At 55.0% G+C, this 26,803-nt stretch carries 18 protein-coding genes; 7 read left to right on the forward strand and 11 right to left on the reverse strand.

Translation table 11 applies throughout. From position 1 onward, the window contains the following. The first annotated feature begins 8 nt into the window (after positions 1-8). Both der and B3C1_RS08695 read left to right on the forward strand, forming a co-directional pair. A complete protein-coding gene (der, locus tag B3C1_RS08690; RefSeq protein ID WP_008484261.1) occupies positions 9-1,496 on the forward strand; it encodes a ribosome biogenesis GTPase Der in 1,488 nt (495 codons plus the stop codon). Positions 1,497-1,585: 89 nt separating this feature from the next. Then, complete coding sequence (locus tag B3C1_RS08695) at positions 1,586-1,984, forward strand: OsmC family protein (protein WP_008484263.1); 399 nt, start codon at positions 1,586-1,588, stop codon at positions 1,982-1,984. Positions 1,985-2,813: 829 nt separating this feature from the next. On the opposite strand, the gene aguA is transcribed toward B3C1_RS08695, so the two are convergent. From aguA to xseA, 3 genes are all read right to left on the reverse strand, one after another. Next, positions 2,814-3,905, reverse strand: a complete 1,092-nt coding sequence (aguA, locus tag B3C1_RS08700) for an agmatine deiminase (protein ID WP_008484264.1) — start codon at positions 3,903-3,905, stop codon at positions 2,814-2,816. Continuing rightward, the gene (gene aguB, locus B3C1_RS08705; protein ID WP_008484265.1) at positions 3,905-4,786 is read right to left on the reverse strand and encodes an N-carbamoylputrescine amidase; all 882 of its coding nucleotides are present in this window, start codon (positions 4,784-4,786) and stop codon (positions 3,905-3,907) included. The genes aguA and aguB overlap by 1 nt, the downstream gene beginning before the upstream one ends. Positions 4,787-5,033: 247 nt before the next feature. Then, positions 5,034-6,365: an exodeoxyribonuclease VII large subunit gene (xseA, locus tag B3C1_RS08710; protein ID WP_008484266.1), complete on the reverse strand. Its 1,332-nt coding sequence runs from the start codon at positions 6,363-6,365 to the stop codon at positions 5,034-5,036. Between the two features lie 135 nt (positions 6,366-6,500). Here xseA and guaB point away from each other — a divergent pair, with 135 nt between their 5' ends. From guaB to B3C1_RS08730, 4 genes are all read left to right on the forward strand, one after another. After that, positions 6,501-7,964, forward strand: coding sequence for an IMP dehydrogenase (gene guaB / locus B3C1_RS08715; RefSeq protein WP_008484267.1), 1,464 nt, complete (start codon positions 6,501-6,503; stop codon positions 7,962-7,964). Between the two features lie 61 nt (positions 7,965-8,025). Further along, positions 8,026-9,603 carry a glutamine-hydrolyzing GMP synthase gene (gene guaA / locus B3C1_RS08720; protein WP_008484269.1) on the forward strand — a complete coding sequence of 526 codons (1,578 nt, stop codon included), beginning with the start codon at positions 8,026-8,028 and terminating at the stop codon, positions 9,601-9,603. A gap of 259 nt (positions 9,604-9,862) precedes the next feature. Beyond that, positions 9,863-10,864, forward strand: coding sequence for a type IV toxin-antitoxin system AbiEi family antitoxin (locus B3C1_RS08725; protein ID WP_008484271.1), 1,002 nt, complete (start codon positions 9,863-9,865; stop codon positions 10,862-10,864). Continuing rightward, on the forward strand, positions 10,818-11,651 hold the full coding sequence (locus tag B3C1_RS08730) for a nucleotidyl transferase AbiEii/AbiGii toxin family protein (protein ID WP_083858289.1): 834 nt from the start codon (positions 10,818-10,820) through the stop codon (positions 11,649-11,651). Before B3C1_RS08725 ends, B3C1_RS08730 begins: the two co-directional genes overlap by 47 nt. Before the next feature lie 776 nt (positions 11,652-12,427). On the opposite strand, the gene B3C1_RS08735 is transcribed toward B3C1_RS08730, so the two are convergent. The 6 genes from B3C1_RS08735 to B3C1_RS08760 form a co-directional block, all read right to left on the reverse strand. Further along, a complete protein-coding gene (locus B3C1_RS08735; protein WP_008484273.1) occupies positions 12,428-14,344 on the reverse strand; it encodes an AAA family ATPase in 1,917 nt (638 codons plus the stop codon). Then, positions 14,334-14,840, reverse strand: a complete 507-nt coding sequence (locus B3C1_RS08740; RefSeq protein ID WP_008484274.1) for an ABC-three component system middle component 5 — start codon at positions 14,838-14,840, stop codon at positions 14,334-14,336. Before B3C1_RS08740 ends, B3C1_RS08735 begins: the two co-directional genes overlap by 11 nt. Beyond that, a complete protein-coding gene (locus B3C1_RS08745) occupies positions 14,834-15,406 on the reverse strand; it encodes an ABC-three component system protein (RefSeq protein ID WP_035481558.1) in 573 nt (190 codons plus the stop codon). Before B3C1_RS08745 ends, B3C1_RS08740 begins: the two co-directional genes overlap by 7 nt. Beyond that, positions 15,403-15,696 carry a hypothetical protein gene (locus tag B3C1_RS08750; protein WP_035481559.1) on the reverse strand — a complete coding sequence of 98 codons (294 nt, stop codon included), beginning with the start codon at positions 15,694-15,696 and terminating at the stop codon, positions 15,403-15,405. Before B3C1_RS08750 ends, B3C1_RS08745 begins: the two co-directional genes overlap by 4 nt. A 256-nt stretch (positions 15,697-15,952) precedes the next feature. Beyond that, positions 15,953-16,336 carry a hypothetical protein gene (locus B3C1_RS08755; RefSeq protein ID WP_008484278.1) on the reverse strand — a complete coding sequence of 128 codons (384 nt, stop codon included), beginning with the start codon at positions 16,334-16,336 and terminating at the stop codon, positions 15,953-15,955. Positions 16,337-16,479: 143 nt separating this feature from the next. Further along, positions 16,480-17,721, reverse strand: a complete 1,242-nt coding sequence (locus B3C1_RS08760; protein ID WP_035481599.1) for an MFS transporter — start codon at positions 17,719-17,721, stop codon at positions 16,480-16,482. A gap of 108 nt (positions 17,722-17,829) precedes the next feature. Between B3C1_RS08760 and B3C1_RS08765 the strand changes: the two genes are divergently transcribed. Further along, a complete protein-coding gene (locus B3C1_RS08765; protein ID WP_008484281.1) occupies positions 17,830-18,276 on the forward strand; it encodes a winged helix-turn-helix transcriptional regulator in 447 nt (148 codons plus the stop codon). 102 nt (positions 18,277-18,378) lie between these two features. On the opposite strand, the gene B3C1_RS19790 is transcribed toward B3C1_RS08765, so the two are convergent. After that, the gene (locus B3C1_RS19790) at positions 18,379-19,071 is read right to left on the reverse strand and encodes an exodeoxyribonuclease V subunit gamma (RefSeq protein ID WP_192813360.1); all 693 of its coding nucleotides are present in this window, start codon (positions 19,069-19,071) and stop codon (positions 18,379-18,381) included. Positions 19,072-19,191: 120 nt separating this feature from the next. Then, positions 19,192-26,781 (reverse strand): neuraminidase-like domain-containing protein, encoded by a 7,590-nt coding sequence (locus B3C1_RS08770; protein ID WP_008484284.1) that lies wholly within the window; start codon positions 26,779-26,781, stop codon positions 19,192-19,194. Positions 26,782-26,803: the final 22 nt, after the last annotated feature.

Below are 26,803 nucleotides of genomic sequence, written 5' to 3' on the forward strand. Positions count from 1 at the left end.
GAGACATCATGCTTCCCGTAGTGGCCCTGGTAGGGCGCCCCAATGTGGGCAAATCGACCCTGTTCAACCGCCTGACCAACAGTCGCGACGCCCTGGTGGCCGATTACCCCGGCCTGACCCGCGACCGTAAGTACGGCCAGGCCCGCTATGGCGAGTACGACTTCATCCTGGTGGATACCGGCGGTATCGAAGGGGATGAAAAAGGCATCGACGCCGCCATGGCCAAGCAATCCCTGCTGGCCATGGAAGAAGCGGACGTGGTGATGCTGCTGGTGGACGCCCGTGACGGCCTCACCGCCGCCGATGACGCCATCGCCCGCCATATTCGCCAACTGGGCAAGCCGGTATTCCTGGTGGCCAACAAGGTGGACGGCATCGACGCCGACTCCGCCTGCGCCGAATTCTGGGGCCTGAGCCTGGGTGAGGTGTGGCAAATTGCCGCCGCCCACGGCCGTGGTGTCACCCAGCTGCTGGACAACGCCCTTATTCCGGTGGTGGCCGAACTGGCCCAGGCCGAAGACGAAGCCTCCGAAGCTCTGGCCGACGTGCTGGGCCAAGAGCTTATCGACGTTGACGCCATCGAAGACGAGGAAGAGGCCGAGGCCATTCCCTATGCCGACCTGCCGGTCAAAATTGCCATCGTCGGCCGCCCCAATGTAGGTAAGTCCACACTTACCAATCGCATCCTCGGCGAAGAACGGGTGGTGGTGTACGACATGCCCGGCACCACCCGCGACTCCGTCTATATCCCCATGGAGCGCGGCGACAAGCATTACATCCTTATCGACACCGCCGGTGTGCGCCGCCGTGGCCGTATCGACGACGCCGTTGAGAAGTTCTCGGTGGTCAAAACCCTGCAGGCCATCGAAGACGCCAACGTGGTACTGCTGACCATGGACGCCCGTGAAGGCCTGTCCGACCAGGATCTCAACCTGCTGGGCCACGTGCTCAACGCCGGTCGCGCCCTGGTGCTGGTGGTCAACAAATGGGACGGCCTCAGCCAGGACGACCGCGAGGAAATCAAACGGGAGCTGGATCGCCGCCTGGGCTTTATCGACTTTGCCCGGTTGCACTTCATCTCAGCCCTGCACGGCTCCGGGGTCGGCAACCTGTTCGAATCCGTGGACGAGGCCTTCGCGTCTGCCACCCAGCGGGTGTCCACCTCCAAGCTGACCCGTATCCTGCAGATGGCCCAGGACGACCACCAGCCGCCGCTGGTGTCCGGCCGCCGGGTCAAGCTCAAGTACGCCCACGCCGGGGGTTACAACCCGCCCAGGATCATCGTCCACGGCAACCAGGTGGAAAAGCTGCCTAACTCCTACAAGCGCTACCTGATGAACTATTACCGCAAGACCCTGCAGGTGATAGGCACCCCCATACATGTGGAGTTCCATGAAGGGGACAACCCCTTCGCCGGGCGCAAGAACAGCCTGACCCTGACCCAGCAACGCAAGCGCAAGCGTTTGATGAAATTCATCAAATCTCGCAAGAGCTGACAAAAGGCGCCCACCGGGCGCCTTTTTCTTTGCTGGTCAAAAGGGGGCTAGCCCTTTTATGCTGAGGACTGTTTTAGGGAGAAACTGCCATGATCACCTTGCAAACCGTCAGCGCCGGCCAGCTGCGCCACCGTATCGATGTCCCCAACTTCGAAGCCCTCTACACCGACGTGGCCCAGGACCTGGGCGGGGAAGGTTCGGCCCCCGACCCCCACGACTATTTCGACCTGGCCCTGGGCTCTTGCAAGGCCCTGACCCTGTTCCTCTATGCCCGCCACAGGCAGCTGCCCCTGGAAAAGCTCACCGTCACCGTCACCCGGGACGCCAGTGAAGAGAAAAAGGGCCTGTACCGCCTGGCGGTCACCCTCAAGGCCGAAGGGGACCTTAGCGACGGCGACCGCCAGAAGCTGATGGAAATCGCCGACCGCTGCCCCATCCACAAGCTGATGACCAGCACCGAGGTGCGCATCGACACCTCCCTGGCCTGAACAAGCAAACCCCGGCAAAGCCGGGGTTTTTTGTCGCCGCAGGGGCGCCATAAACGCGCCAGGGGCTGGCCAATTGTCTGATGTTGCAGGGTGCGAGCGGCGCCAGAATAAGGCGGGGGTCTTTGAAATGCGCAGTGCGGACTCTGAGGGCAGTTTCGCCAGCACATAAAACGATTCAGGCGAAGGCGAGACAAGGCAAAAGGCCGCTAGAACGCGCAGTTCGAGTAAATGAGCGTTTTAACGCCGTATCGGCAAGCTTGGACGTTTTATCAGCGGGCTTTCGCGCGTAGCGAGGGAAATCGAGACAAGGCGGAAGCCTCCGAAAAAGTGCAGTTCGCGTAAATGAGCATTTTGAGGAAGGTTCGCTAGAGCATAAAACGATTCAGGCGAAGGCGAGACAAGGCAAAAGGCCGCTAGAACGCGCAGTTCGAGTAAATGAGCGTTTTAACGCCGTATCGGCAAGCTTGGACGTTTTATCAGCGGGCTTTCGCGCGTAGCGAGGGAAATCGAGACAAGGCGGAAGCCTCCGAAAAAGTGCAGTTCGCGTAAATGAGCATTTTGAGGAAGGTTCGCTAGAGCATAAAACGATTCAGGCGAAGGCGGGTCCGGTGAGTTCTTGAAGCGTAGCGAGCGACGCCAGAACAAGGCGGGGGTCTTTGAAAAAGCGCAGTTCGAGTAAATGAGTATTTTGAGGAAGGTTCACCAGAGCATAAAACGATTCAGGCGAAGGCGAGACAAGGCAAAAGGCCGCTAGAACGCGCAGTTTACAGTGAGTAAATGAGCATTCTAGCGGCCTTTTAACGCCGTATCGGCAAGTCTGGACGTTTTATTAGATGCGGGGGATTTGCTGGGTGATACAGTGGATATTCCCCCCCCCCAGCAGGATCTCCCGGGCATTGACGCCGGTAATGAGATACCCCGGAAAGAGGTCGGCCAGCTGCGCGGCTACCTGCTCGTCCTTGGCCGGGTCCAGCAGCGGGAACACCACCTGCTTGTTGGTGATCAGGAAGTTGGCGTAAGACCCGGCCAGGCGGGCGCCCCCTTCACGGTTCATGCCGCCTGAGGCGTCGATGCCGCTGGCTTCTTCTTCGGTCAGATAGAGCGGGCCCGGCATCGGCAGCTTGTGCACCACCAGGGAGCGGCCACGGGCGTCTGTGGTCTCGCACAGCAGCCGGTAGGCTTCCTGGGAGCTTTCATACTGCTCGTCGGCCGGGTCGTCGCACCAGGTCATGGCCACCACGCCGGGGGCAATCACCTGCATCAGGTTGTCCACATGGCCGGTGGTTTCGTCCTGGAATACGCCCCTTGGCAGCCACACCACTTTTTCGATACTCAGGTAGTCCTTGAGCAGCTTTTCCAGCTCGTCCTTGCCGAGGCCGGGGTTGCGGCCGGGGCTGAGCAGACATTCTTCGGTGGTGTAGAGGGTGCCTTCGCCGTCCACGTGGATGGCGCCACCTTCCATGACGATGGGCGCCTTATAGACGCTGTCACCGTAGATCTCGCAGACTTTACGGGCCACGGCATTGTCGTTGTGCCAAGGGAAATAGAGGCCGTAATGGAGGCCGCCCCAGGCGTTGAACTGCCAGTCCACCCCACGGCGTACCCCCAGGTCGTTGACCAGGTAGGTGGGGCCGGTGTCGCGCAGCCAGGCGTCGTCTGTGGTCATTTCCACCACCCGGATCTGCGGCGGCAGCTGGCGCCTAGCGTTGGCGTATTGGCTGCTGGACACCACCATGGTCACCGGCGTGGTTTGGCTGATGGCCTTGGCCACTTCGGTAAAGGCGCGCTGGGCCGGCTTGGCGCCAAAGCGCCAGTTGTCGGACCGCTCCGGCCAGGCCATCCAGACCCCGTCCTGAGGCTCGAACTCCGCCGGCATGCGAAAGCCGTCTGCTGCGGGCAGGCTTGAGACTTCGAAGCTCATCAGTGTTCTACCTTGCCGTCCAGGGTCAACAGGTTGCGGTACAGGCCGGGGCGGCGGTCGCGGAACAGGCCCCAGGCTTCACGCTGGTAGCGAATTTTTTTCAGATCGAAGCTGTGCACCAGCACCGCTTCTTCGTCGCGGCCGGCTTCTTCTACCTTGGCGCCGGTGTGGTCGCTGATAAAAGACGAGCCAAAGAAGCGAATTTCGGTAGGGGTGCGCACACCCTTTTCCACGCCGATCCGGTTGGAGGCAATCACCGGCATGCAGTTGGCGGCGGCGTGGCCCTGCATCACCCGCTGCCACTGACCGGCGCTGTCCAGCTCAGGCTGGCTGGGCTCGGAGCCGATGGCGGTGGGATAGAACAGCATTTCGGCGCCCATCAGCGCCATGGCGCGGGCCGCTTCCGGGAACCATTGGTCCCAGCAGATGGCGATGCCGATCTTGGCGTAGCGGGTGTTCCAGACCTTAAAGCCGGTGTCGCCGGGGCTGAAGTAGTACTTTTCCAGGTAGCCGTCGCTGTCTGGAATATGGGCCTTGCGGTATACGTCCATCAGGCTGCCGTCGGCGTCTATGACCACCAGGGAGTTGTAACGGGCCACGCCGCTGCGCTCGAACCAGGAGAAGGGGATCACCACGGCAAGCTCTTTGGCCAGCTGTTGCAGGCGTTTGACGGTGGTGTTCTCTTCCAGGCTGGTGGCCAGGGCATGGAAGTCTTCGTTCACTTCGATGCAGAAGTAGGGCAGCTCGAACAGCTCCTGGATCAACACGATCTGGGCGCCTTTGGCGGCGGCCTGGCGTACCAGGGCTTCGGCCTTGGCAACGTTCGCTTCTTTGTCCCAGCTGCAACTCATCTGGGTGGCGGCAACAACAACCTGATCCATAAAAGATTCCTTACTCAACAAAGGCTAAGTGATAACAATAGAACCTGGTACTGCAAGATAGACCATCAGCCCGGGCGGGCCTGCCAGACAGCGGTCGCTGTTGGCGCCAAAAGGATAGAAATTGGCGCGTTTTATAGGGCCAGTTTGACCCCTGGTCAAGTGCTAATTTTCAACGAAAAAAAAGCCCCGGGGCGGGGCTTTGGAAGGGGCGTTTGCCAGCCTTTGTTTTTACTGGCTTTCCAGGTGCTTAGCTGTCTTTGGCAGCGCGAATTTGGGTGTCGAAGACACCGTCTTTTACCCGCACCAAAAGCCGCCCGTCGGCAGGGGCCTTGTGGACGCTGTCCACCACCTGCTGGGCGCTGTCCTGGGCAATGGCATAACCGCGCCCCAGGGTGGCCAGGGGGCTGACCAACTGCAGCTTCTCAATTAGCCGCAGCTGGGCCTGGCGCTGGCCCTGCAACTGCCGCTTAAGGCCCTGGGCCAGGGCCAGGTTCAGCCGGGCCAGTTGCTGCTCGGCGCCATCCAGGCGCCGCCCTGGATGCTGGTGCTGTAAACGGGCGCTCAGCAGCGCCAAGGGCTGGTGCTGGCGCTGCATCTGCCGGGGCAGGGCCCGCTGCAACCTGGCCTTGAGTTCGTCCAGCTTTTGGCTGTCCCTTTCCAGCTTGCGCTGGGGGCTTTGGCGGTAAAGGCGAGCGGCCAGTTCCCCCTGGCGGCTGGCCTGCTGGCGCAGGTAGCCTTGCCCCAGTTGGCCCAGGCGCTGCCTCAGTTCGCCAAAGCGGTCCTTGATAAGCCCGGCCTGGCCTGACACCAGTTCGGCGGCGGCAGAGGGGGTAGGGGCGCGCAGGTCGGCCACAAAATCGCTGATGGTGACATCGGTTTCGTGGCCAACGGCGCTCACCACCGGGATCGGGCTCTGGGCTATGGCCCGGGCCAGCTGTTCGTCGTTAAAGCTCCACAAGTCTTCGAGGCTGCCGCCGCCTCGGCCGAGGATCAATACGTCCACCTCCTGGCGGGCCGCCGCCATGGCCAGGGCCTGGCACAGCTGCTGGGCCGACTGTTCCCCCTGCACCTGGGCGGGGTAGAGCACCACCTCCAAAAACGGCGCCCGGCGTTTAAGCACGTTTAAAATGTCGTGCACGGCGGCGCCACTGGGGGAGCTTATCACCCCGATGCGTTTGGGGTGGGCCGGCAGCGGGCGCTTGCGGGCGTCCGCAAACAGGCCCTCGGCGGCCAGTTTCATCTTCAGGGCGTCAAACTGCTGCTTGAGCAGGCCGTCCCCGGCCGGCTCCATAAATTCCACCACCAGCTGGTAGTTGCCGCGCGGCTCGTAAAGGGTAGGGCGGGCCCGCACCAACAGCTGCATGCCGTCTTGGGGGCGGAAGGTCACGCCGCTGTTTTTGCCACGGAACATGGCGCAGCTGACCTGGGAGCGGTCATCTTTGAGGGAGAAATACCAATGGCCGGAACCATAGGCTTTGAAGTTGGACAGCTCGCCGCTCAGCCAGACCAGGCCTAGACTGTCTTCCATCAGGTGCCGAACCTGGGTGTTGAGCTGGGTGACCGAGAAGATTTGGCGCATGCCTTGCCCCTTTGAAACTTTGCCGCAGTCTACCAGATGCAAAAAGCATTTGCCCAAAGGCAGGCTCGGCGCTAGAATGCCGCGGCAACACCTATACCAGGTCCCTTCCCACTATCCATCGGTGAGGCTGTTGCCATGCTACGCGTTATCAAAGAAGCCTTGACGTTCGACGACGTCCTCCTGCTCCCCGCACATTCCACTGTGCTGCCCAACACTGCCGACCTGCGCACCAAGCTGACGCGCAAAATCGAGCTGAACATCCCGATGGTTTCTGCGGCCATGGACACCGTGACCGAAGCCAACCTGGCCATTGCCCTGGCCCAGGAAGGCGGTATCGGTTTCATCCACAAAAACATGAGCATCGAACAGCAGGCCGAAGAAGTACGCAAGGTTAAGCGTTACGTCGCCGGCATGGTGACCGACCCTGACTGCGTCTCTGCCGACCACACCATCACCGACGTGCTGCGCCTGACCGAAGAAAACGGCTATGCCGGTTTCCCGGTGGTATCCAAGTCCGGCGAACTCGAAGGCATCATCACCGCCCGTGACGTGCGCTTTGTCACCGACCACGGCCGCAAGGTGTCCGAGGTGATGACCCCCAAAGACAAGCTGGTCACCGTCAAGGTGGGTACCCCCCGCGAAGAAGTGCAGCGCCTGATGCAACAGCACCGGGTCGAAAAAGTGCTGGTGGTGGACGACAACTTCCACCTCAAGGGCCTTATCACCGTTAAAGACTTCCAAAAAGCCGAACGCAAGCCCAACGCCTGTAAAGACGAGCGTGGCCGCCTGCGCGTCGGTGCCGCCGTCGGTGCCGGCGCCGGTAATGAAGACCGCGTCGCCGCCCTGGTAGCCGCCGGTGTTGACGTGCTGCTGATTGACTCCTCCCACGGCCACTCCGAAGGCGTACTGCAGCGCATCCGCGAAACCCGCAAGGCCTTCCCCGAGGTGCAAATCATCGGTGGTAACGTGGCCACCGCCGCCGGCGCCCTGGCGCTGGTTGAGGCGGGCGTGGACGCCGTCAAGGTGGGCATAGGCCCTGGCTCCATCTGCACCACCCGTATCGTCACCGGTGTCGGCGTACCGCAGATCACCGCCGTGTCCGACGCAGTCGAAGCCCTGGAAGGCACCGGCATTCCGGTCATTGCCGACGGCGGCATTCGCTTCTCCGGCGATATCTGTAAAGCCATCGCCGCCGGCGCCAACTGCGTCATGGTGGGCGGCATGCTGGCCGGTACCGACGAAGCCCCGGGCGAAATCGAGCTCTACCAAGGCCGCGCCTTTAAATCCTACCGTGGCATGGGGTCCCTGGGCGCCATGACCAAGGGTTCCAGCGACCGCTACTTCCAGACCGACAACGCCGCCGACAAGCTGGTGCCCGAAGGCATCGAAGGCCGCGTGCCCTACAAAGGCAAGGTCAAGGACATCATCCACCAGCAGATGGGCGGCCTGCGCTCCTCCATGGGTCTGACCGGCAACGGCACCATCGACGACATGCGCACCAAGGCGCAGTTCGTCAAGGTCACCAGCGCCGGTATGGGTGAGTCCCACGTCCACGACGTGACCATCACCAAGGAAGCCCCCAACTACCGCAGCTCCTAAGTTACGGCGCCGGCACCTTGCCGGCGCCCTTCTATTTAGCGTTTTAAAAGCAGGGCCAACGATGACCAAGAACATCCACGAAAGCCGCATCCTTATCCTGGACTTCGGCTCCCAGTACACCCAACTCATTGCCCGCCGTATCCGTGAAATCGGCGTTTACTGCGAGCTGTGGGCCTGGGACGTCAGCGAAGAAGACATCCGCGAATTCGCCCCCAACGGCATCATCCTGTCCGGCGGCCCCGAGTCCGTGCACGAAGCCAATAGCCCCCGCGCCCCCGAATACGTCTTTAATGCCGGTGTGCCGGTGTTCGGTATCTGCTACGGCATGCAGACCATGGCCCATCAGCTGGGCGGCGCCGTTGAAAGCTCCATGGAGCGCGAGTTCGGTTATGCCCAAATCGAACTGCTGACCGACTCCAAGCTCACCCACGGCATCGAAGATGCCATCAGCGCCGGCGGCCGCGCCCTGCTGGACGTGTGGATGAGCCACGGCGACAAAGTAGTGGCCATCCCCCAAGGCTTCGAGACCGTCGCCAAGACCGACAACTGCCCGTTCGCCATCATGGCCAACGAGGAAAAACGCTTCTACGGCGTGCAGTTCCACCCGGAAGTCACCCACACCCGCCAAGGCAAGCGCCTGCTCGAGCACTTCGTGCTGGAGATCTGCGGCTGTGACGCCCTGTGGACACCAAGCGCCATCATCGAAGACGCCGTGGCCCGCATCAAAGAGCAAGTAGGCGACGACGAAGTTATTCTGGGCCTTAGCGGCGGTGTGGATTCGTCCGTCGTCGCCATGTTGGTGCACCGCGCCATCGGCGACAAGCTCACCTGTGTGTTCGTTGACAATGGCCTGCTGCGCCTCAATGAAGGCGAACAGGTGATGGAGATGTTCGGCGACCACTTCGGCCTTAACATCATCAAGGCCGACGCCGAAGAGCGCTTCCTGTCCGCCCTTAAAGGCATCGACGAGCCGGAAGCCAAGCGCAAGACCATAGGCCGGGTGTTCGTGGAAGTGTTCGACGAATACTCCAAGCAGATGAAAAACGCCAAATGGCTGGCCCAGGGCACCATCTACCCCGACGTCATCGAGTCTGCCGCCTCCAAGACCGGCAAGGCCCATGTGATCAAGTCCCACCACAACGTCGGCGGCCTGCCAGAAGACATGGCCATGGGTCTGGTCGAACCGCTGCGTGAGCTCTTCAAAGACGAAGTGCGCAAAATCGGCCTGGAACTGGGCCTGCCCTACGACATGCTCTACCGCCACCCCTTCCCGGGGCCGGGCCTGGGCGTGCGGGTGCTGGGCGAAGTGAAAAAGGAATACTGCGACCTTCTTCGCCGCGCCGACGCCATCTTTATCGAAGAGCTGCGCAAAGCCGATCTGTACCACAAGGTCAGCCAGGCCTTTGTGGTGTTCCTGCCGGTACGCTCCGTGGGCGTCATGGGCGATGGCCGTAAGTACGACTGGGTTGTCAGCCTTCGCGCCGTCGAGACCATCGACTTTATGACCGCCCACTGGGCCCACCTGCCTTACGATCTGCTGGGTAAGGTGTCGAACCGCATCATCAATGAAATTGATGGCATCAGCCGCGTTGTTTACGACATTTCTGGTAAGCCGCCGGCGACGATTGAGTGGGAGTGAGGCCGGTTATCGGTGAATGATAAAAGCCCCTGCACTGCAGGGGCTTTTTGTTATTGGGTACATATAACCTTTGATGCTGGCGCACCCGACATTTTCACACTCGTGGCACAGAAGTTCACCTTTTGAGCAGGGAAGTATCAAAATCTTCGGCGCTCAGACAGTTTCAGCCAAGATGAAGCCAGCGGGGGGTAGCCAGCCTCTTGCAGTCCTTGGTGTTCACGCCTATGATTTGTTCATGATTCATGAACGGTGATGATGTGTGAACACTAACGCGACTCTGCTGATGCTGGCCATAGATAATCTGCCCTCGCACATTCAAGGGGAGTGCACCTTTGATCCAAAGCCGGATGGCAAGCCTTACACCGATGCTCAGGTCACCCTGACGGTACACGGCGAACGCTGCTACCAGTTTAGCGCTGAAATAAAGCATATCCACCGCAAAGAAAGCCTCACAGCATTGCTGGATGCTGCTCGCCCAGACACTCTTTTAGTGTGCAACAGACTGACCGCTCATCTCGCCGACTTTTGCTCCAGCAACGCTATCAACTTCATTGATGAAGCCGGTAACGCCAGGGTGAGCTGTAATGGACTGAATCTGTGGATTGAGGGGAAAAACAGCTCTGAAAGTCACCCTGCAACTCAGCAGCAGGCAAAGCCTGGGCTGGGCTTTATGAAGCTGGTATTTGCCTTGTTGGCTGATGAGGATGTGTTACGTTTACCATTTCGAGCCATTGCCGAGATGGCAAATATTTCATTGGGCATGGTCAGCAAGGGGTTTAAACACCTGGAGTCTGAAAAGCTTGTCAGTCTGTGCAGTACCCGGCGTATTCTGGATAAGGAAGCCCTTTATCACATCTGGATTGAACACTATCGCACCGTATTAAGACCAAAACTCGGTGGGATAAGACTAGTGGCTCCGGGTGACTGGCGAGAGATCCCCTTAACACCCAAAGATCGCTGGGGGGGAGAAGTGGCCGCCGATGAACTGACGGGCTATCTACAGCCTTATGAGTTACAGCTTTTTACCTTTGAGCCACTGCAGAAAAGGCTTGCTCTGCTCAAGGCAAAGCCTGACCCTGCCGGCAGACTCTGGTTAGTTCCTGCATTCTGGGGAAAGGAGCTGGACATCAATATCAACGCCAAGGCATTGCTGGCTGTTGCCGAACTGCTTGCAAGCAGTGATAGCCGAAACAAAGAGGTTGCCGAACTCATCAATGAGCAATATCTACACCTTAAAACACTCCCTGAAACCTGGGTTTGAGCCCGTACTGACACTGATCACCCGCACAACCAGGCAAACCGGCGTGCCATTTTTTGTTGCTGGGGCAACGGCGAGAGATCTCGTTCTGTATCATGTGTTTGGGCGGGATCCCGGTCGTCAGACCCGGGATATTGATACCGGTATTCTGGTGCCGGATTGGGACGCTTTCTCCCGAGTAAGGCAGGCTTTGCTGGATGCTGGTTTAACCGTAACCAATAGAGTCCATCGACTTAAAGACCCCGACAGTGGCTTGCCAATTGATATTATCCCGTTTGGTGCCATAGCCGATGCCGCAGGTGAAATACAGTGGCCGCCAGAGCATGCGGTCACTATGTCGGTGGCTGGATTTCAGGAAGCTTACGATGCTGCCTTATCAGTAGAGCTAGGGCAGGGTGATACCATCAAAGTCGCGTCGCTGGCCGGGCTGACTCTGCTAAAGTTGATTGCCTGGCAGGAGCGGGGAAACGAGAGCAGCAAAGACGCGGCTGACTTTTTAACCATTCTGCTTGAGTACCAGCATGTTCAGGAGGATCGTCTGTGGGAGCCTTATATCCCGGGGGAGCGCCTTGAGTATGATCCCGAGCGGCAAGGAGCTTTCCTGCTCGGGTACGATTTGAAAATGATCTTGTCTGAGCCCGGCACCAGCCCAGATACCGTCAGCCGGATAACTGCATTGGCGGCTGATATTGATGGACTGGTCGGGGCTCAGTTCAGGAGTCAAAACCTTTGCAGCTACGAGAGGATAGAGCAGCTGCAGCATGACTTTTTGGCGGGACTGGAGTTGTAAGAACAGTCTCAACACAGTAAAAAACTAAAAAATTCTGTACATGGTATTTTTCTTGGTATCGAAGAGTTGTTGTTTATTAAGCTGCTGATATTTAAGTATTTAAACTCTCTGTCAATAATAGAGTGGGAGTGACCGCGCCGGCCTGGCTGTAAAGCAGGGCCTAGATCAAAAGCATTAAAAACCCCGCGAAAGCGGGGTTTTTAATGGGGCGAAGGGCGGGTTTGGGTGTTCTTTTCGGGTTGCTTTATTGCGGTTGGTTCCTTTATAAGCAGGGGGCGCTCCTGCACGCGCCCTACTTTTGAGGCCAAAAGTAGGCGGGGCCTCCCAGGCAAAAGCCTCGCCCATGTTTACTCAGACCATCCATGGTCTTCGCCCTTCGGGCCATCGCTAGCGATGTTCAAACCTATTCCATACAGGTTTGTCGCTTAATCTTCGTCTCTGGTCGTACAGCGCAGCAGGGGGGCTAGGGCTTTAAGAGCCTTCCATGGTGGTTGCTTCCAGCTCGCACGTCCTGTGCTTGCGCTCAGCAGCATCAAAGCAGTGCTTTGATGTGCAAGCTTCGCCCCGACGCGTCCTCCGCTCGACCAAGCTGGCCGCCTCACATCCCTGTCTCGCGCCAGCTCACGCCCCCGACGGCAAGGCGCTCCACTTAAAGGGGCTCCGGGGTCTCACCAGCAAGACTTTTGAGGCTTGAAGAGCCGCTGCTCCGTTGTGTTTCTGGCAAATGCATGATTTTTAACAAAATTGAAAGTGGGTGTCCTGCTAAGCTATACCGTCTAAATATCCAGCGTGTGCATACCTTTTTTGTAATGTGGTCCCACGCAGAGAGCCGACTTATCAAGCTCAGGATCAACCATCGAAGTGGTCATGATGACTTGGTAAGGCTTGTCATTATGCTTGGCGAGCGCCTCTACAAGTACTCTCTGGAAGTTCTGGCTACGATCAGGGCCCATCCCCTTGTCCTCGATGTTATCGAGCAAGAGCAGTCTTGGATAACGCATGCTCTCATCCTCTAGCGATTCCAGCAGAATAGCTAGATGGAAACTGTTCTTGAGAATGGTTTCGGAGCTGGCAGAGAATTTCGAGCGCCCGTCTACCAACATGAAATCTTTGCCAAAATCGAACATGACGGCTTGTGCAACGTTGAACGCGGGTTCGAAGCCGCCATCCTGCTTGAGAAGTTCTACGGTTTTTTCAGACAAATTGTTTTCGATGGACTCACGGCGAGAGCTGGTTTGCGCTTTGCTGGCCTTGATCTGCTCATCCAGATCCAGCATGGTGGCATTGAGGCTCTGCTTTTTCTCAACAAGCCCCTCTACAGCTGTTACCAGTTTGGTCTTAGTATCATAATTTTTGATGCGTTCTTCGATGGTGCCGATCTGAGCCGATAACTCGCTGAGTTTGAATACTCGATCGGAATTCATCCGAAGCGCCGCAATGTGATTGGACTTAACCGTCTGGAGCGAGTGCTGCAGTGAGTTTAGATAGTGGGCATGTTCACTCAGCGCGGTGCGTAGCTCAACCAGAACTTTCGTACTTTCTTTCTTCTGAAACGTCAGCTCATTCAGTGCTGCGAGATAGGAAGCCTCTCTCGAGTTCTTGTCCAGCTCAGTTTTGCACAGATGGCATTGCTCTTTGCCTGAATCTGACAGCGCAGACAAGCAGCTGGGACAGAATTTGAACCTGACTTCACCGAAGAAATCGTAGGCGGTACGGGACTCCTTGAGCGCTTTAATCCTCGACTCGATCGCTGCGATGAACAGCTCGGACTCGACGATCTCATTGACCCTTTCAGCTTGCTTGGTCGTCCGGATGTCGATTTCTTTTGTGAGTTGAGCGATCTTCTGGCTAGCCTGCTCAGCTTTGGCTTTGAGGGCAGTGTCTGACGTTGATTCGTCAGGTTGAGCTAGCAGCACGTCTCGTTGAGCGAGAAGCCCCTTGAGTTCCGAGTTGGCGTTTTCAATGGCGCTGTTAAGCGAGGCTTCGCGCAATACACCTTCGGAAGGGGATATGTATCTGTAGATGGAGTCTAGCTGGCCGCCGATTTTCGCGAACTCGGACTCGGCTTTTGACCGCTGCTGCTTGAGCGCATAGATGCCGAGGTCGTCTAGACCGAGCAGGAAATCTCCGATCGCTTGGCGCATGCTGGGCTTGTCGAATGTTGAGTGTTCGGCTCGCAGAATCTTGTTAACAGCAGTACCTTGGTCAACGTAAATCAGGCGCAGTATCTGGTGGATGGTGAGGTTCGCAAAATCGTCGGTCTGATTATGAGGCCAGTCCAAGAGCTCAAAAAGCTGCTGGGAGAAGCTAAGTTTTTCATCGGTACGATTGATGCCGTAGCTCTGCCAAACCGCCGCTGAATTGGCGGCTCGTAGCTGCTCGTAGCTGCCGTCGAAGAAGCTCATTGGCGGCTTCTTGCCTGGTTGTACCGGACGATGGATTGTCAAAACGTGACCGTTTAATTCAATCTCTGCAAAGACTGCGTCGCATGTCTGAGCTTCCTCGTTCCATCGATCTTCCGCGATATCTCCGCCAAGGCAATTGAATAGGAAATCCATGATTGTGGACTTGCCTACGCTATTGGCACCTCGAATGATATTGACGCCTCTGTGGAAGACCTCGTCGTATACCGCTTTGCCACCTTTGGCAATAATGAAGCGATTAACAAAGAACGTAGACGGCTTAGAAGTCATAAATGTACTCCATCAGGCCGGAGCGAAATTTGAGACCGTTCGATCCACTAAATTTTGTGCTCGGCAAACCTTTAGTGATCACCTCAAAAGCATCGCTCTTGAGGAAGTCATCAGTATCCAGTAGGGCTATGTAGGCCGAGGGTAGTGAGTCAGGCTCTAGCTCCATTATGCCTTTGTCAAATGCGGCTTTGGAGAGAACACCTTTGGCGATCAATTCGAGCGTTGCGGTTTTCTGGAAGGTCTCCAACTCAAAAAACGTACGCGCAGGGTTGGTCAGGTCTTCGAACTGATCAGGGATTTTCATCACCAAAGCTTTCAATTTCCCAATATCCCTAGGCCAGGGCTTAATGTTCTTGAGCTGACTAGGGAACAAATAGTAGAAATCTAGCATTCGCAGTAGCTGCCAGCTGACTTTTGTATCACTGGTGGCACGAAGGATCGACACTACTCTGTAGAGGCAATGGTTGGCGTCAAAGGCTGGGTGATACATCAACATTTTGGCCTCTCCCAGATCAAATGGCATTTCCCGGTCAAGAAGTACAACATGCCGGAGATCATGTATTGATCGATGGTCAAGTCTTCGGCCATGACCTCGCGATAGATTACATCGACAATCCCGTTCAGGATCACGTCGTCAATGGCTTCGTTTGGTGCCCCATTCTTAATGAGTGGGCGAACTAGCTCTTCGAATGCGAAACTGATTTTCTGAAGGATGTAGAGGAATATGCCTTGGCGTCTTCGGTTGAGCTGCGATTTCATGAGGTGCTTCGCAAAGAAGTCTTTACGCTCAATCGCAACCTCAAGGAGGTCGTCTCTGCCACCGTTAATAAGTTTCTGTTCAAGACCAATCACAGGTGCTTGGACTTTCTGATTGGTGAAAAAATCTAGACGCTCTACGAACCACTGAAAATCTTCGTCGTTCTCGCTGAGCTCCTGAATTTTTGCCAATGCACGCGTGATAGCTGTGGGGTCAGGTGGGGGAAGATTGATGATGTAGTTGGTATCGTTACCTACCCTGAGATCACCATGAATTTGGGAGCCCCGCACATTCGCTTTATTCATTTGTTATCAGGGGTTGTGTTATTGCCGGCTTGGACGTCTCCATGCACGGTCGATTCTGTGATGGTGACCGTGTTGTTCCCAGGGCCGCGTTTGGTGCCTGCATTGACCAGGACTAGACAGAGACCGAAAACCACGATCACGATAAGGGCGAGAAGAGCAAACAGCTCAGTGTGCGTGAGATTCTTCAGGTAAGGAGAACCAATCATCTGCGGGTAAACCTTCCAGCCAACAAATCCAGCTACAGCGGCTATGCCGCAGTACTTCACTGCACCTGTCCAGAATCCTTCCATGACGTATCCCATAAGGCTTTATTAAAAGGCTATCATCACCTATAGAACTCTGCTCGTAAAGCCTCAGCTGATCCCTAAGCGTTTGATGCTATTACGAGAAAATCGAGGCTGTTCAGCTGTCTGTTGCGGGCCACATTCTATGGCGGTACCCATGGCCACCATGGCAAAACTGATCACGTTGTAAACTCAAGGGGACACCCACTTCGAGTTCTTATCTAGATCAGCGGCTTAGGTGGTAGCTGATCGTTAAGTAGCATCACACCCCAACCCTAAATAACCCGGCAGGTATTCTGGGGGTGGGCTTTGGCAGTATTTGGTAGTAGACAAAGGTAATGTATTCAGAGAACGGGCAAGGGCCTATCGCTTGCCTATTGGCGATTACCATGTAGGCGGGGCTACAGCCCTCGTGACCGCCGCGTGCCGCAAATGAATTGTGCCAACTGCCATCCGAGACGCAGTTACAGGTCAAGCCCGTCGTTTTAAAGCTGTCTTGCTGATGCCGCTCCAGTAGTGCCAGTTGGATGGTGGTTAAGGTGCGGGGTCTTTCCAATTTCACCGATACCATTAAGCCCCAAAAGGTCAGGGCCGTTATCAGCAGGGCGCTGAGTAGGATAAGGGTGTTGGTGAGTGCTGCTTTCATGGCCGTCCTTGGAGTGGCGTTTGCTGTTTACCTTATCAGCAAACGCCCCATAAATATCAACCCTGTTTGCGGGATAAAGCGCGTATGGCCAGGGGCGAATGTGGCCTTCCTTTTGCTTCCCTTTATTCGTCGCCCGTCGCTTTTTATGTTGGACAGGCCGAAGTCTGTTGGCCATGGCCTACCCGCCGGGTTAGCCACCACAGCAACAGGGCCGCCAGGCTGACCCCTGCACCCAGCAGGCAGACGCCTTGCCAGCCGCCATGGGCGTAGGCGGCCGTTGTGCTGATGGCGCCCAAGCCGCTGCCGATGGCGTAAAACAGCATATAAAGACCCACCAGCCTGCTCTGTGCCTCGGGCCTGGTGCGAAAAATCATACTCTGGTTGGTAACGTGCAGTGCCTGGCCTCCCAAATCCAGCATCACTATGCCAACCGCCAGGGCGCCTAGGGACCAGTCCAGCAATGAAAGTGGCCACCAGGCCAGCAGTAAGGTCACCAGGGCCATGGCGCTGGTGCGTTGGCCATGGCCCTGGTCAGCCCAGCGCCCGGCCCGGGTGGCAGCGAGGGCACCTATCACCCCCACCAAACCAAAGGCACCTATGGAGGTATGGGAAAAGTGGTAGGGCGGCGCACTTAACGGAAACACCAGCGCGCTCCAGAAGATGTTGAAGGCGGCAAACATCAGCAGCGCCAACAGGCCCCGAACCTGTAGCACTTTTTCTTCCCGCAGCAGGGTTAGCATGGAAGTGAGCAGTCGCGGGTAGCTCATCACGGCAGGCGCGGTTACCAGGGTAGGTAGCCGCCGCCACAGAGGAATGGCCATGGCCAGCATCAGGGCGGCGGCCCCCAGGTAGACGCCGCGCCAGCCGGCCAGGTCACTGATGCCACCAGAAAACACCCTGGCCAGCAGTAAACCGATAAAGACGCCGCCCTGGGCTGCGCCAACCACCTGGCCCCGTTCATGGGGGCCGGCGGCGCTGGCGACATAGGCGATCAGCCCTTGGGTCATCGCCGTACCCAGCAAACCCACGGCCAGCATGGCGGTAAGCAGGGCCGGTGCGCTGGGCGCCGTTGCCACGCCAACCAGGGCGGCAACCAGGGCCAGCAGCTGAAACAGCATCAGCCGGCGGCGCTCCAGTCTGTCGCCCAATGGCACCAGCAGCAACAGGGCTAAGGCGCAACCGACCTGGGTTGCGGTTACCACGCCGCCAACGGCGGCATGGCTGATGCCAAATTCTTTTGCCAGGGCGTCCAGCAAGGGTTGCGCGTAATAGACGTTAGCCACGCTTAGGCCGCTGGCAACGGCGAACAGCCACACCAGGCTGCGGGCCATGGCTGCAGGCTTAGCCTCGGTTGCCGGTAAAGGGGATGCTGGAGAAGGCTTCATGATCCTGACCCTGAACAACTTGGTTTCAAAATAAAACAAGTTGGATGCTAGGCCTTGTAGTTTTAAAATGCAACTGCAATCCCTGCCATCAGCCTGCGAGACAACCCCATGCCACAGCGTAAACCGATGAAAAACGAGCCCTGTCCCGTTGCCCGTTGTGTTGACCTGATAGGGGACCGCTGGTCGCTGCTGATAGTGCGCGACGCCTTCGATGGCATGCGCCGCTTCGGCGACTTCCAGCGGAGTCTGGGAGTGGCGCGAAACATCCTGTCAGACCGGTTGCGCAAGCTGGTTGAAGCGGGTGTGCTTGAGATGCAGGGCGCCTCGGATGGCACTGCGTACCAGGAATACGTGCTGACGGCCAAAGGGGAGAGCCTGTTCCCGGTGGTGGTGGCCTTGCGGCAATGGGGCGAGAAGCACCTCTTTGCAGAGGGCGAACGCCATTCGCTGTTGATTGAAAAACACACCGGCAAGCCAGTGCCCTTTATGGCGCCGACTGCCCAGCAGGGGGCTGTGCTGGCGCCATCGGCCACCGAGGTGCAAAAGGTCAGCTAGTTTGGGCGAGCAGCGCCAATAGAAAGCCCGCTGCAAGCGAGCTTTTGGCTATTTGGCTGGCTTTGGGGTCAGTCCCATTGCTCGATAAGCTTGGCGCCGGTGCTAGCTAAGCCAATGCGCAGCATTCAAGGCAGAAGTGCGCCAGTTGCACTGATAAAGGGCACGGGGCGTATCTATGCACAAGGGGCTTGGGCTAGGCTTGCCAACTGCCAACTGCCAACTGCCAACTGCCAACTGCCAACTGCCAACTGCCAACTGCCAACTGCCAACTGCCAACTGCCAACTGCCAACTGCCAACTGCCAACTGCCAACTGCCAACTGCCAACTGCCAACTGCCAACTGCCAACTGCCAACTGCCAACTGCCAACTGCCAACTGCCAACTGCCAACTGCCAACTGCCAACTGCCAACTGCCAACTGCCAACTGCCAACTGCCAACTGCCAACTGCCAACTGCCAACTGCCAACTGCCAACTGCCAACTGCCAACTGCCAACTGCCAACTGCCAACTGCCAACTGCCAACTGCCAACTGCCAACTGCCAACTGCCAACTGCCAACTGCCAACTGCCAACTGCCAACTGCCAACTGCCAACTGCCAACTGCCAACTGCCAACTGCCAACTGCCAACTGCCAACTGCCAACTGCCAACTGCCAACTGCCAACTGCCAACTGCCAACTGCCAACTGCCAACTGCCAACTGCCAACTGCCAACTGCCAACTGCCAACTGCCAACTGCCAACTGCCAACTGCCAACTGCCAACTGCCAACTGCCAACTGCCAACTGCCAACTGCCCACGGGGCTCACCTGCCTTACGAGCGGCTGGAAAGGTTCATCAACGAAATCGAAGGCATCAGCTGCGTCGTTTACGACCCTAAAAACCCGCCGAAAGGCGGGTTTTTAGTGGTAAGGGCATTTTTACCAGCGGCCTGAGAACGTCACGATAAACTCCACGTCGTCGAGATAGGCTTTTATTTTCTCAAAATGCATATTCGCCGCATCTCGCCAAGCCTTGCCACGGCCGTTGTCGATTTTGTTTTTCAGCTCATGAACGGTGGGCAATATTAGGTGCCAACGAGAGTCTACGCCCGTATTTTGAAAACGTTTCAGCAGGCCTTCTGGGTAATTGAAGTTAGCGGTATCAACTTCAGGTGTACTCAGAACAATGCTTTGCAAAGCGTAGCGGTTCATTCTGATTTTTGCACCCTGATTGGGGTTCCTTTCCCGCGTCAAATAGCGTGTGTTGGCGATCTGGGTCAAGCGGGCATGTGGGCTGATACCGGCTTTTTCAAGGCCTGGAAATTTAACGCTTATACTTTGAATTCGTCGATCATATTGACCGGGGTAAAGAATATCGAACATATCTTCTGTTAGTTCGAAATAAGTCTCACCTTGCTCGGCAAGTGTAGCCAGTGCTGATTTATTTGAACCTGTACTTGTCATTTCACTCAGAGAAAAGCGCATCTGTGAACTTTGGCTTTGCTGATCTATTAAGGACCTAATATAGGCGGTCTCAAGGCGCTCAATATCCAATGCGAGTCGAGATGGAGCATTTAGCCGCTGGACATCATTTCCGAAAGCTTTGGTTTTCAAGAAGCTTGAACCGTCGGTTGCCCCGGTTTCGTCCTCGTAGAGTGTAGTTAATAATTGACAAAACTCTTGTGTGGCAGACCACTGCTCGGAAAAAAGCAACTCAAGGTCAACAATGAAGGAATCATAAAACGACTGATTGGCAAAGCTGGACGAAAACATTTGATTAAGTTCTTCCAGGTCGGCTAGGTCAGCTATCCGATTTTCCTTCTCTTTATTCTCCTTCTCGAGAGATTTCTTGGCTTTGCTTAGCTCTTTTTCTGCTGATAAAACTTTGCTGCTGAGTTCAGCTGATTTTAGCGATGCGTCTAGTGTTATTTTAATCCACTCTGCAATTTTATCTGTACTGCTTTTTTTGTTTATATCTCCAATCTGCTTGGATATCGTTGCGAGTATCTGGGCTTCTTGTTTTACTTCCGGGCGCTGCCCTCCACTTGCCATGCCAAAAATAGTAGGGATGCCGGCGATAACGCTAATAAAGCTGACATTAACTTTTGTTTTAACTTCAGCTACTAATTCTTCTGTATAGGCCTCTACTGCATCTTTAGTGGCAGCATTGCTTAAAGAGTATATGGCGGTGAGGAAGGTGCCAACATGTAAGGATAAGGCTGAAGCTGCGCTGGCAAGATTAGCTTCTTTTACGGCGACTTCTTTTTCTGAAATGGTAATGTTTAATTCTTGTATAGCTGAACTTCTTCCTATTTTCCTTGCATCTATATCTCGTTGGAGTTTACTGATTCTTGAGCGGTCCAGTTTTTCTCTTGCTGCCAATAATTGGCTGCTTGTTTTTTCCAAATTAGCGATATAACCCTTGGCAGACCTGATGACCGTAACAAAGTCTATCAATGATTCTTTCTCGTCTCCTTCTTCTGGGACCTCGGCGCCTGACAAACTCAGCGAAGCCTTGCCAGCACGCTGAAGATTTTTTGGATCGATAGGCATTGCCAGTAAGGGTACTTGCAGAGGATTACCATTAATGTCTAACCATTTTCTGAGGTAGCTAAGACGATTTTCCAGCTGGTCATAAAGGTTTTTTAATGTTTGGTTGTAGGGGTCTAGAAAACCATCGTAATCCTCTTTTGCCGCCTCATGAAGGCTCGGGTTCTGCCAGGGTATGTTGCTCAAGTTGTTTAAAATTTCAGGTAAGTTTTCTTTAAAGAACTGCTTTGCTTCAACATAGGTTGCTTTGGCTTTTTGTAAACTTTCCTGGGTCTCTTCTTTATAGGCGGCATCACCCGATTCGAGCATTGTTTCAATAGTTTGTCGTATCGTTGCCTGCTGATAATAGAAAGGGTAATCCGTCGCTATCCGATCGGGGTCAAAAATGATATCACCGGTACTGAATACCGAGCCATTAGTCGGTGCAAACGCACCTTGCAGAGGCTGAACCTGCCAAACATCATCTGCGCTGGGATTGAATATTTTTTTCAACCACTTCAATGCCGTTTCATATTGGCCACTATTGGAATAAGCTGCGGCAATTGCCGAGGGAATATGATAGAAAATTTCCCAACCATAGCCACCATAGCTGGCGTCAAAATCAAAGAGCGTAGAAGGGACTTTGTTAGGATTGAGCGTAGTGTTATCGTCAGGATAAAGTTTAACCAAGGAGTCGTCGAATTCCTTGATAAAGCTACCTAAATACTCTTCTTTTTGTTGGTTCCCTAAATCAAATAGGCTGAGGCAGCCTCCAGGGCGTGGCATTGAACGGGCCAAAGCAGCCAGTGCTGATGAAGAATTTAGTAGAAGATAACTATTGTCTAGCGGGTTGTCTTCGTGACTTATGAGATGAAGAAAATTGCTGTTGCCGTGGGATTGTGTACTCACCCATCCGGTATTTGTTTTTCCATCAGGAATGGTTATCTCAAATGTACCGGCTTCATATTGATAGTCATTGGTAACACTATCCATGCCAGCTGAAGGCTGTATATCTATAGATTTCACTTTGTTATCTACAGAATATTCAACCTTTAGTGATGGAATAACACGTTGCAGCTGAACTTCAGCTTTCAGTCGGTTTCCTGTTTTTTCGTTTATTCGCCATGTACTCGGTAATACGGATTCGATCCTCACCGTTTCATCTTTAATAAATGTTTTGATGTCTGTCGAGCTTTCATTCATTTTATGAGCAGATAAATCCATATACAAAGGCTGAGTATCGTACTCTGACCAAGCTGTATAAGTTACCTCGGAACCTTTGCCCTCTTCTTCCCAAGTAAGCTTTATTCTTATTCGTAACTTAACGGCGCTGGTTTCTGTTAACGATATATAATGGCTGTCGCTGGAAACGCCGTCGGAACTATAGATGAATAAACCGTAGCGTCTGTCACCCAAAGCTACGTCAACAGCGATTGAACCAATGCTGTTGTCTCCAGCTAGCGATGAGTTTAATACTGCATTGCCATAAGGAGGCGCATTTGTTGTGTTGTAATTATTGACAAGGTAGAAAAAAGGCTCGCCAGGGATCCTTTTGTTGAATTCATAAGTAAAGTAGAGACTTCCGGGGTTAATTTTTTTCTTGATATTGTATTGGTCAGAAGATAGCCCATCTGCTTGGATTATTCTTGGATGGATAGGGCGGAAATTATCTGGGGACGCAAGTTGAAACCGTTGGTCGATAAAGTCATCTTGAATGAAAAAGGCATCCCCCCAGGTTTCTGAAATGCGAATTTGGATAGTATTTTTTGTTTGGCTGCCGCTGTTGCTTTTAAGGTCAACACCAAAGGTAATAAAGATGACATCATTTGGCGTAGCATTTCCTGCTGTACTGGATTTTAATACGCCGTATTTAAAATTGTTTTTGACTAATTTGGGGTGATAAGCACCGTCAAATAAAGGTTCATTTCCATTCCACACAAAACCACCGTCATTGACGGTGACGCTATCGATATCATCATTATTGATTTCGATGAAAAGATCGGGCGTATGTGTGGTACCACTCAATGCCTTAGCATCACAGCGCATATAACGTGGGTAAATGCGCCAAGAAACCTGTTCTCCATTGGCGGTTTGCGTTTTTCTTTCTTCGATTTCAAGCCACGAGAAATAATAACGATTGAGATAGAAGCAGACCCCCACGTCGGAAAATAAGGCATAGGTATTTGGAATAACGACTTCTTGCCAGAATGTCCAATCAAAAGCTTTTAAGTACTGTTTTGGATCGTCGAGCGTTGCGATAGTTTTGTAGTCCGCTTCAAGCTTGCGGTAGAAAAACCGGTCATTCTCCCATTTGGCGCGTGCCAGAAAGTGGTAAGTGGCATTGCTTGGTAGGCTGCTGTCTTCTATGTCGAGTGGCTGAGCTTCATCTTGACGCTCTACATAGATACTGCACAAACCGAGTTCGCAGCAGTGAGCCAATTCCGCCATATAGGCGTTGACGGCGGCTTCAACACTATCTTCATTAATGTCGCCACCAGAAATGGCCTGCTGTAACCCTTCGAACTGTGGTGATGTGATGTAGCGTAACTCAGGTTCTATGTAGTTTTGCGGATAAAGCAACAGTTTCTGATTGGCTTCCCATTGGCGATATTGCTTGTCGATTTGCCACTGTGCGGCAAGTCTCTGGCGATGAGTAAACTCAATTCCCGGTTCGAGATTGGCCAGTGCCCGGTTGATGTAGAGCTGGAGTGAACTTGTTGCCTCGATGAGGCGACTGGTCGGTACCTGGCTGGTGACATTGACATCGAGCAACAAGTAGCGGTAAAGGGCTTCTCGGTCTGTGACTGTCGTTGCCAAGGTGGCGTCGGTGGCAATGTGCGTTTGCATGTAGGCCGCGATAAGGGCGTCGCGTTTTATTTCGGCGAATGCATGGTTGAAGGCCGTTAGCTGACTGCCGTTTTTAAACTTTGCAATACTGGCCCGCGCGGCTGAAGCGGCGGTTGCCCAGCTACCACTGTGGTTGGTGTCGCTGACGGCTTTGAGGGCGAGTAGTTCGCTTGCACCTATACAGAGTTCCTCTGCCAGCCTGGCATGGCGTGTTACGGCGTCGATTTTTTGCAGGTTATCCGCAACTTGCTCTGCTCCGAAAAGATGGTTCACATAGAGGGCGACATCGGCTACCGGTGCGCCGATGAGTATGGCCAAGGTTTCTGTGCAGGCTGCTTGCCAGGCTGTTTGTTCTTCAGCGCTTGCCGTGGCATGAGGCTGGTTTTGATGGATCAGCGTCAAAAAGCCAAACCAGGCAGCATCTGTTGCAGCCCCCTGTTGCAGGGTCATAAAGCGCTGACAATAAAAGAGCTGCTCAAGGCACAAGGGGCTTGGGGTCTTTGCCGCGTCTGTGTAAAGCCACTGCGGCTTCTCGCCAAGGGTTTGAAGATCGATATCACCCAAACCCAAGGCGTCGGCGGCGCTAAGGTGACGTTGTAGCTGGGCCATCCAGTATTGTGCGTCAACACTGGCCGGCCCCTGGAGTAGGGCTTCGAGTACATCCAGTGTTTGCCCTTGCGCCCAAGTGACCAGAAAGCCGGCGCCAAAGGCCGTTAATTCGTTGCTAAGGGTTGCCAGGTGCCGTTCAAGCATTTGTGTCTGGTTGCTTTTTGTCTGCACGAGTTTGGCGACCATGCGGTCAAGCCTTTTCGCATTGCTGGCAAGGCCGAGGTCCACCCCAGCAATGGCATCCAGATAGTGCCGGCATGCTTTATCAATGCTGTTGCGGTCTGTGCTAGCACGGAATACCCCTGAAGACGGGTAAATCTGACCGGCGCTGGATAATTGGCTGTGCCACATCTCACCGGTGATCTCTACCGGGGCTGTTGTTTCACTGTCCCAGTGTTCGAAGGAACGGAAGGTTTCGGCACTGGCCAGCGTTGACGAGGCTAAGTTGGCAAGGCTAGCCAGCCAATTTTGCTCGATATCATCTAACCCTGAAGCCCCGCCTACGGTGGGTGTGAGCAGTGTTATCAACGTCTCGGGGGAGAGTTCAGCTTCGCGCATCCACTGAGCCAGGCCTACCAAGCAGTCAATGGCTCCACAGAGATCTGCGGTTTCTTCCGGGGTTAGGTTCTTGGCCGTTAGGTGTGTCCATAGCGTTTCATTGGCGCCGGCTTGTTGGCTAACCTGTTTGGCCAGTTCCATGCCACCCAGCAGTGGCCAGTTGAGCATTCTAAAGAGGGTTGTTAGGCGATATAGCGCCGCCAGGCCACGCACATCCAATGCTGAAGTGAGATGAAAATGCGCGTCCAGTTCGCTGACCAGGGCATGGAGTTCAGCTGTTGTCAGCCTTAATCCACCACCCACTATTTGGACCAGTTCCGCATCGAGGATCGTTGCTGGTTTTTCCTTATCGGTGAGCGCTTTGTGGAGGCGCTGGGCATCCTTACCAAACAACTCGCGAAAGAATGAGATCTCGGTTTGTTCAAGGCCAGCTATGGCATCTGTGGCATTTGCCACCACAGTATCGGCTCTCCAAAAGGGGCAAATCTCGCCGAACAGCGCCGCGTATTGCTCTGGGGTCAATTCAAAGGTGTCGCGATAGCGGCGGTAGCCTGCCAGGACACGAAGGCCGGCATTAGTGATATTGAACCAAGCGGACCGCTGCCAATGTGCCATGCCGTCCGGGTTATTGAGGTTGATGACGCCGGGTATTGCCAGCAGCCAGTTAAGCTGGTGAAACGCAATGCCGGTTGCGCGGTATAGACGGGTTGCATAGTGCAGGGAACGCAGGTCGGGTGGCGACAGTACGTCACCCTTCAAGTAGACATAATTACCGGCATTTAACTCAACGATTTGCACTGGGGCGTCATTGTTTAGGATCACCGTTGCATAGTCGCCGGGCCTAACGTCATGACCGTTTTCTTGTGCCACCCCATAAAGCCCCAACAGCTGCGTGAGCTCGTCGAAATCAATATCCAGGCGGGACTGAAGTTCAGACAGCTGGGCGGCCTGTAAATTGTCGGCGGTGCCGTACAGCTCCTCGAGCGTTAACGGGGCCGTCTCCAGCTCTGTGTCAGTGGCGCCGGTCAATAAGGCAATTTCACTTCCTGCACTGGCGCTTTGGTCTTTTGTGCCGGTTAGCCCCAATAAGCCGGCGGCGTCATGAACGAGTGTAAAACCGCTGCTTAGCGGGTAATCATCCTGCGTGGTTCTGACGCCGATATCATTGAGTGCCGTCCCGCCCACTTGCGCGAGCGCCGTGCGGGTAAGGTGTGCGCTTTCGTCGAAGGGCAATGCGATGGGATAGAAAGTTCGGCCGATATCAAGATCACTTGGAGCGCTCTCCAATACTTCGTTGACCAGCTCGATGGTGGGAATTTCCTGTTTCAGGTTGGTTTCACTCAATACCAGTTGAGCGAGGTCAGGGCGCCGCTTTTCTAAGCAGTAAGGCCCCTCTTTAGGAGGGAGGATCCCCAATTCCTGATCGAGTCCGGTCGCAATACGGTAGAGGTAGCGCAGATAGGCGGCCGGCGATTGTTTCGATTGCAAGCTGGACGGCTTGGCATAAGCCTTGTCAGCCACGGTGCGCAGTGCTTGCTCAACCGCTAACGGGAGGTTGGTGTTGGTATGCCGCAGGCTTTGACTCAGTGGATCCTTAATGGCTAACACATGGCGCATTAAGCGATAACCACGTATGGCCTCCTGCTTTGCTCTGGCAAATAACCCATTGAGCGAGTTGGAGCTGACGAGGTCGTTTGCGGTGCGCTTGGACAGATGGACGTTAAGGTCATCAAGGGACCTAAAGGCGGCGAGTTGGGCCGGGCTATCCAAATAAAGCGCTTCGAGCTCGGCCTTGAGGTCCTTGGGGCAAATCGCCAAGGCAAGCTGGCGGTATAAAGGGTCCTTGGCAATTTCGGCAAATGGAATGGCGCGACTGTTGTTAAGGGCTTGCCTGCGACTGCTTTGTTTTTCGGCAGCAGAGGTTGATAAGGCACTTTTGGGCTGCTTTGAAAGATGGCTGCCTGAGGTTCCGTTTTGAATGGTCATATCGCCTCCATGTGACAATGAC

It is taken from the genome of Gallaecimonas xiamenensis 3-C-1 (assembly GCF_000299915.1).
GTDB lineage: Bacteria > Pseudomonadota > Gammaproteobacteria > Enterobacterales > Gallaecimonadaceae > Gallaecimonas > Gallaecimonas xiamenensis.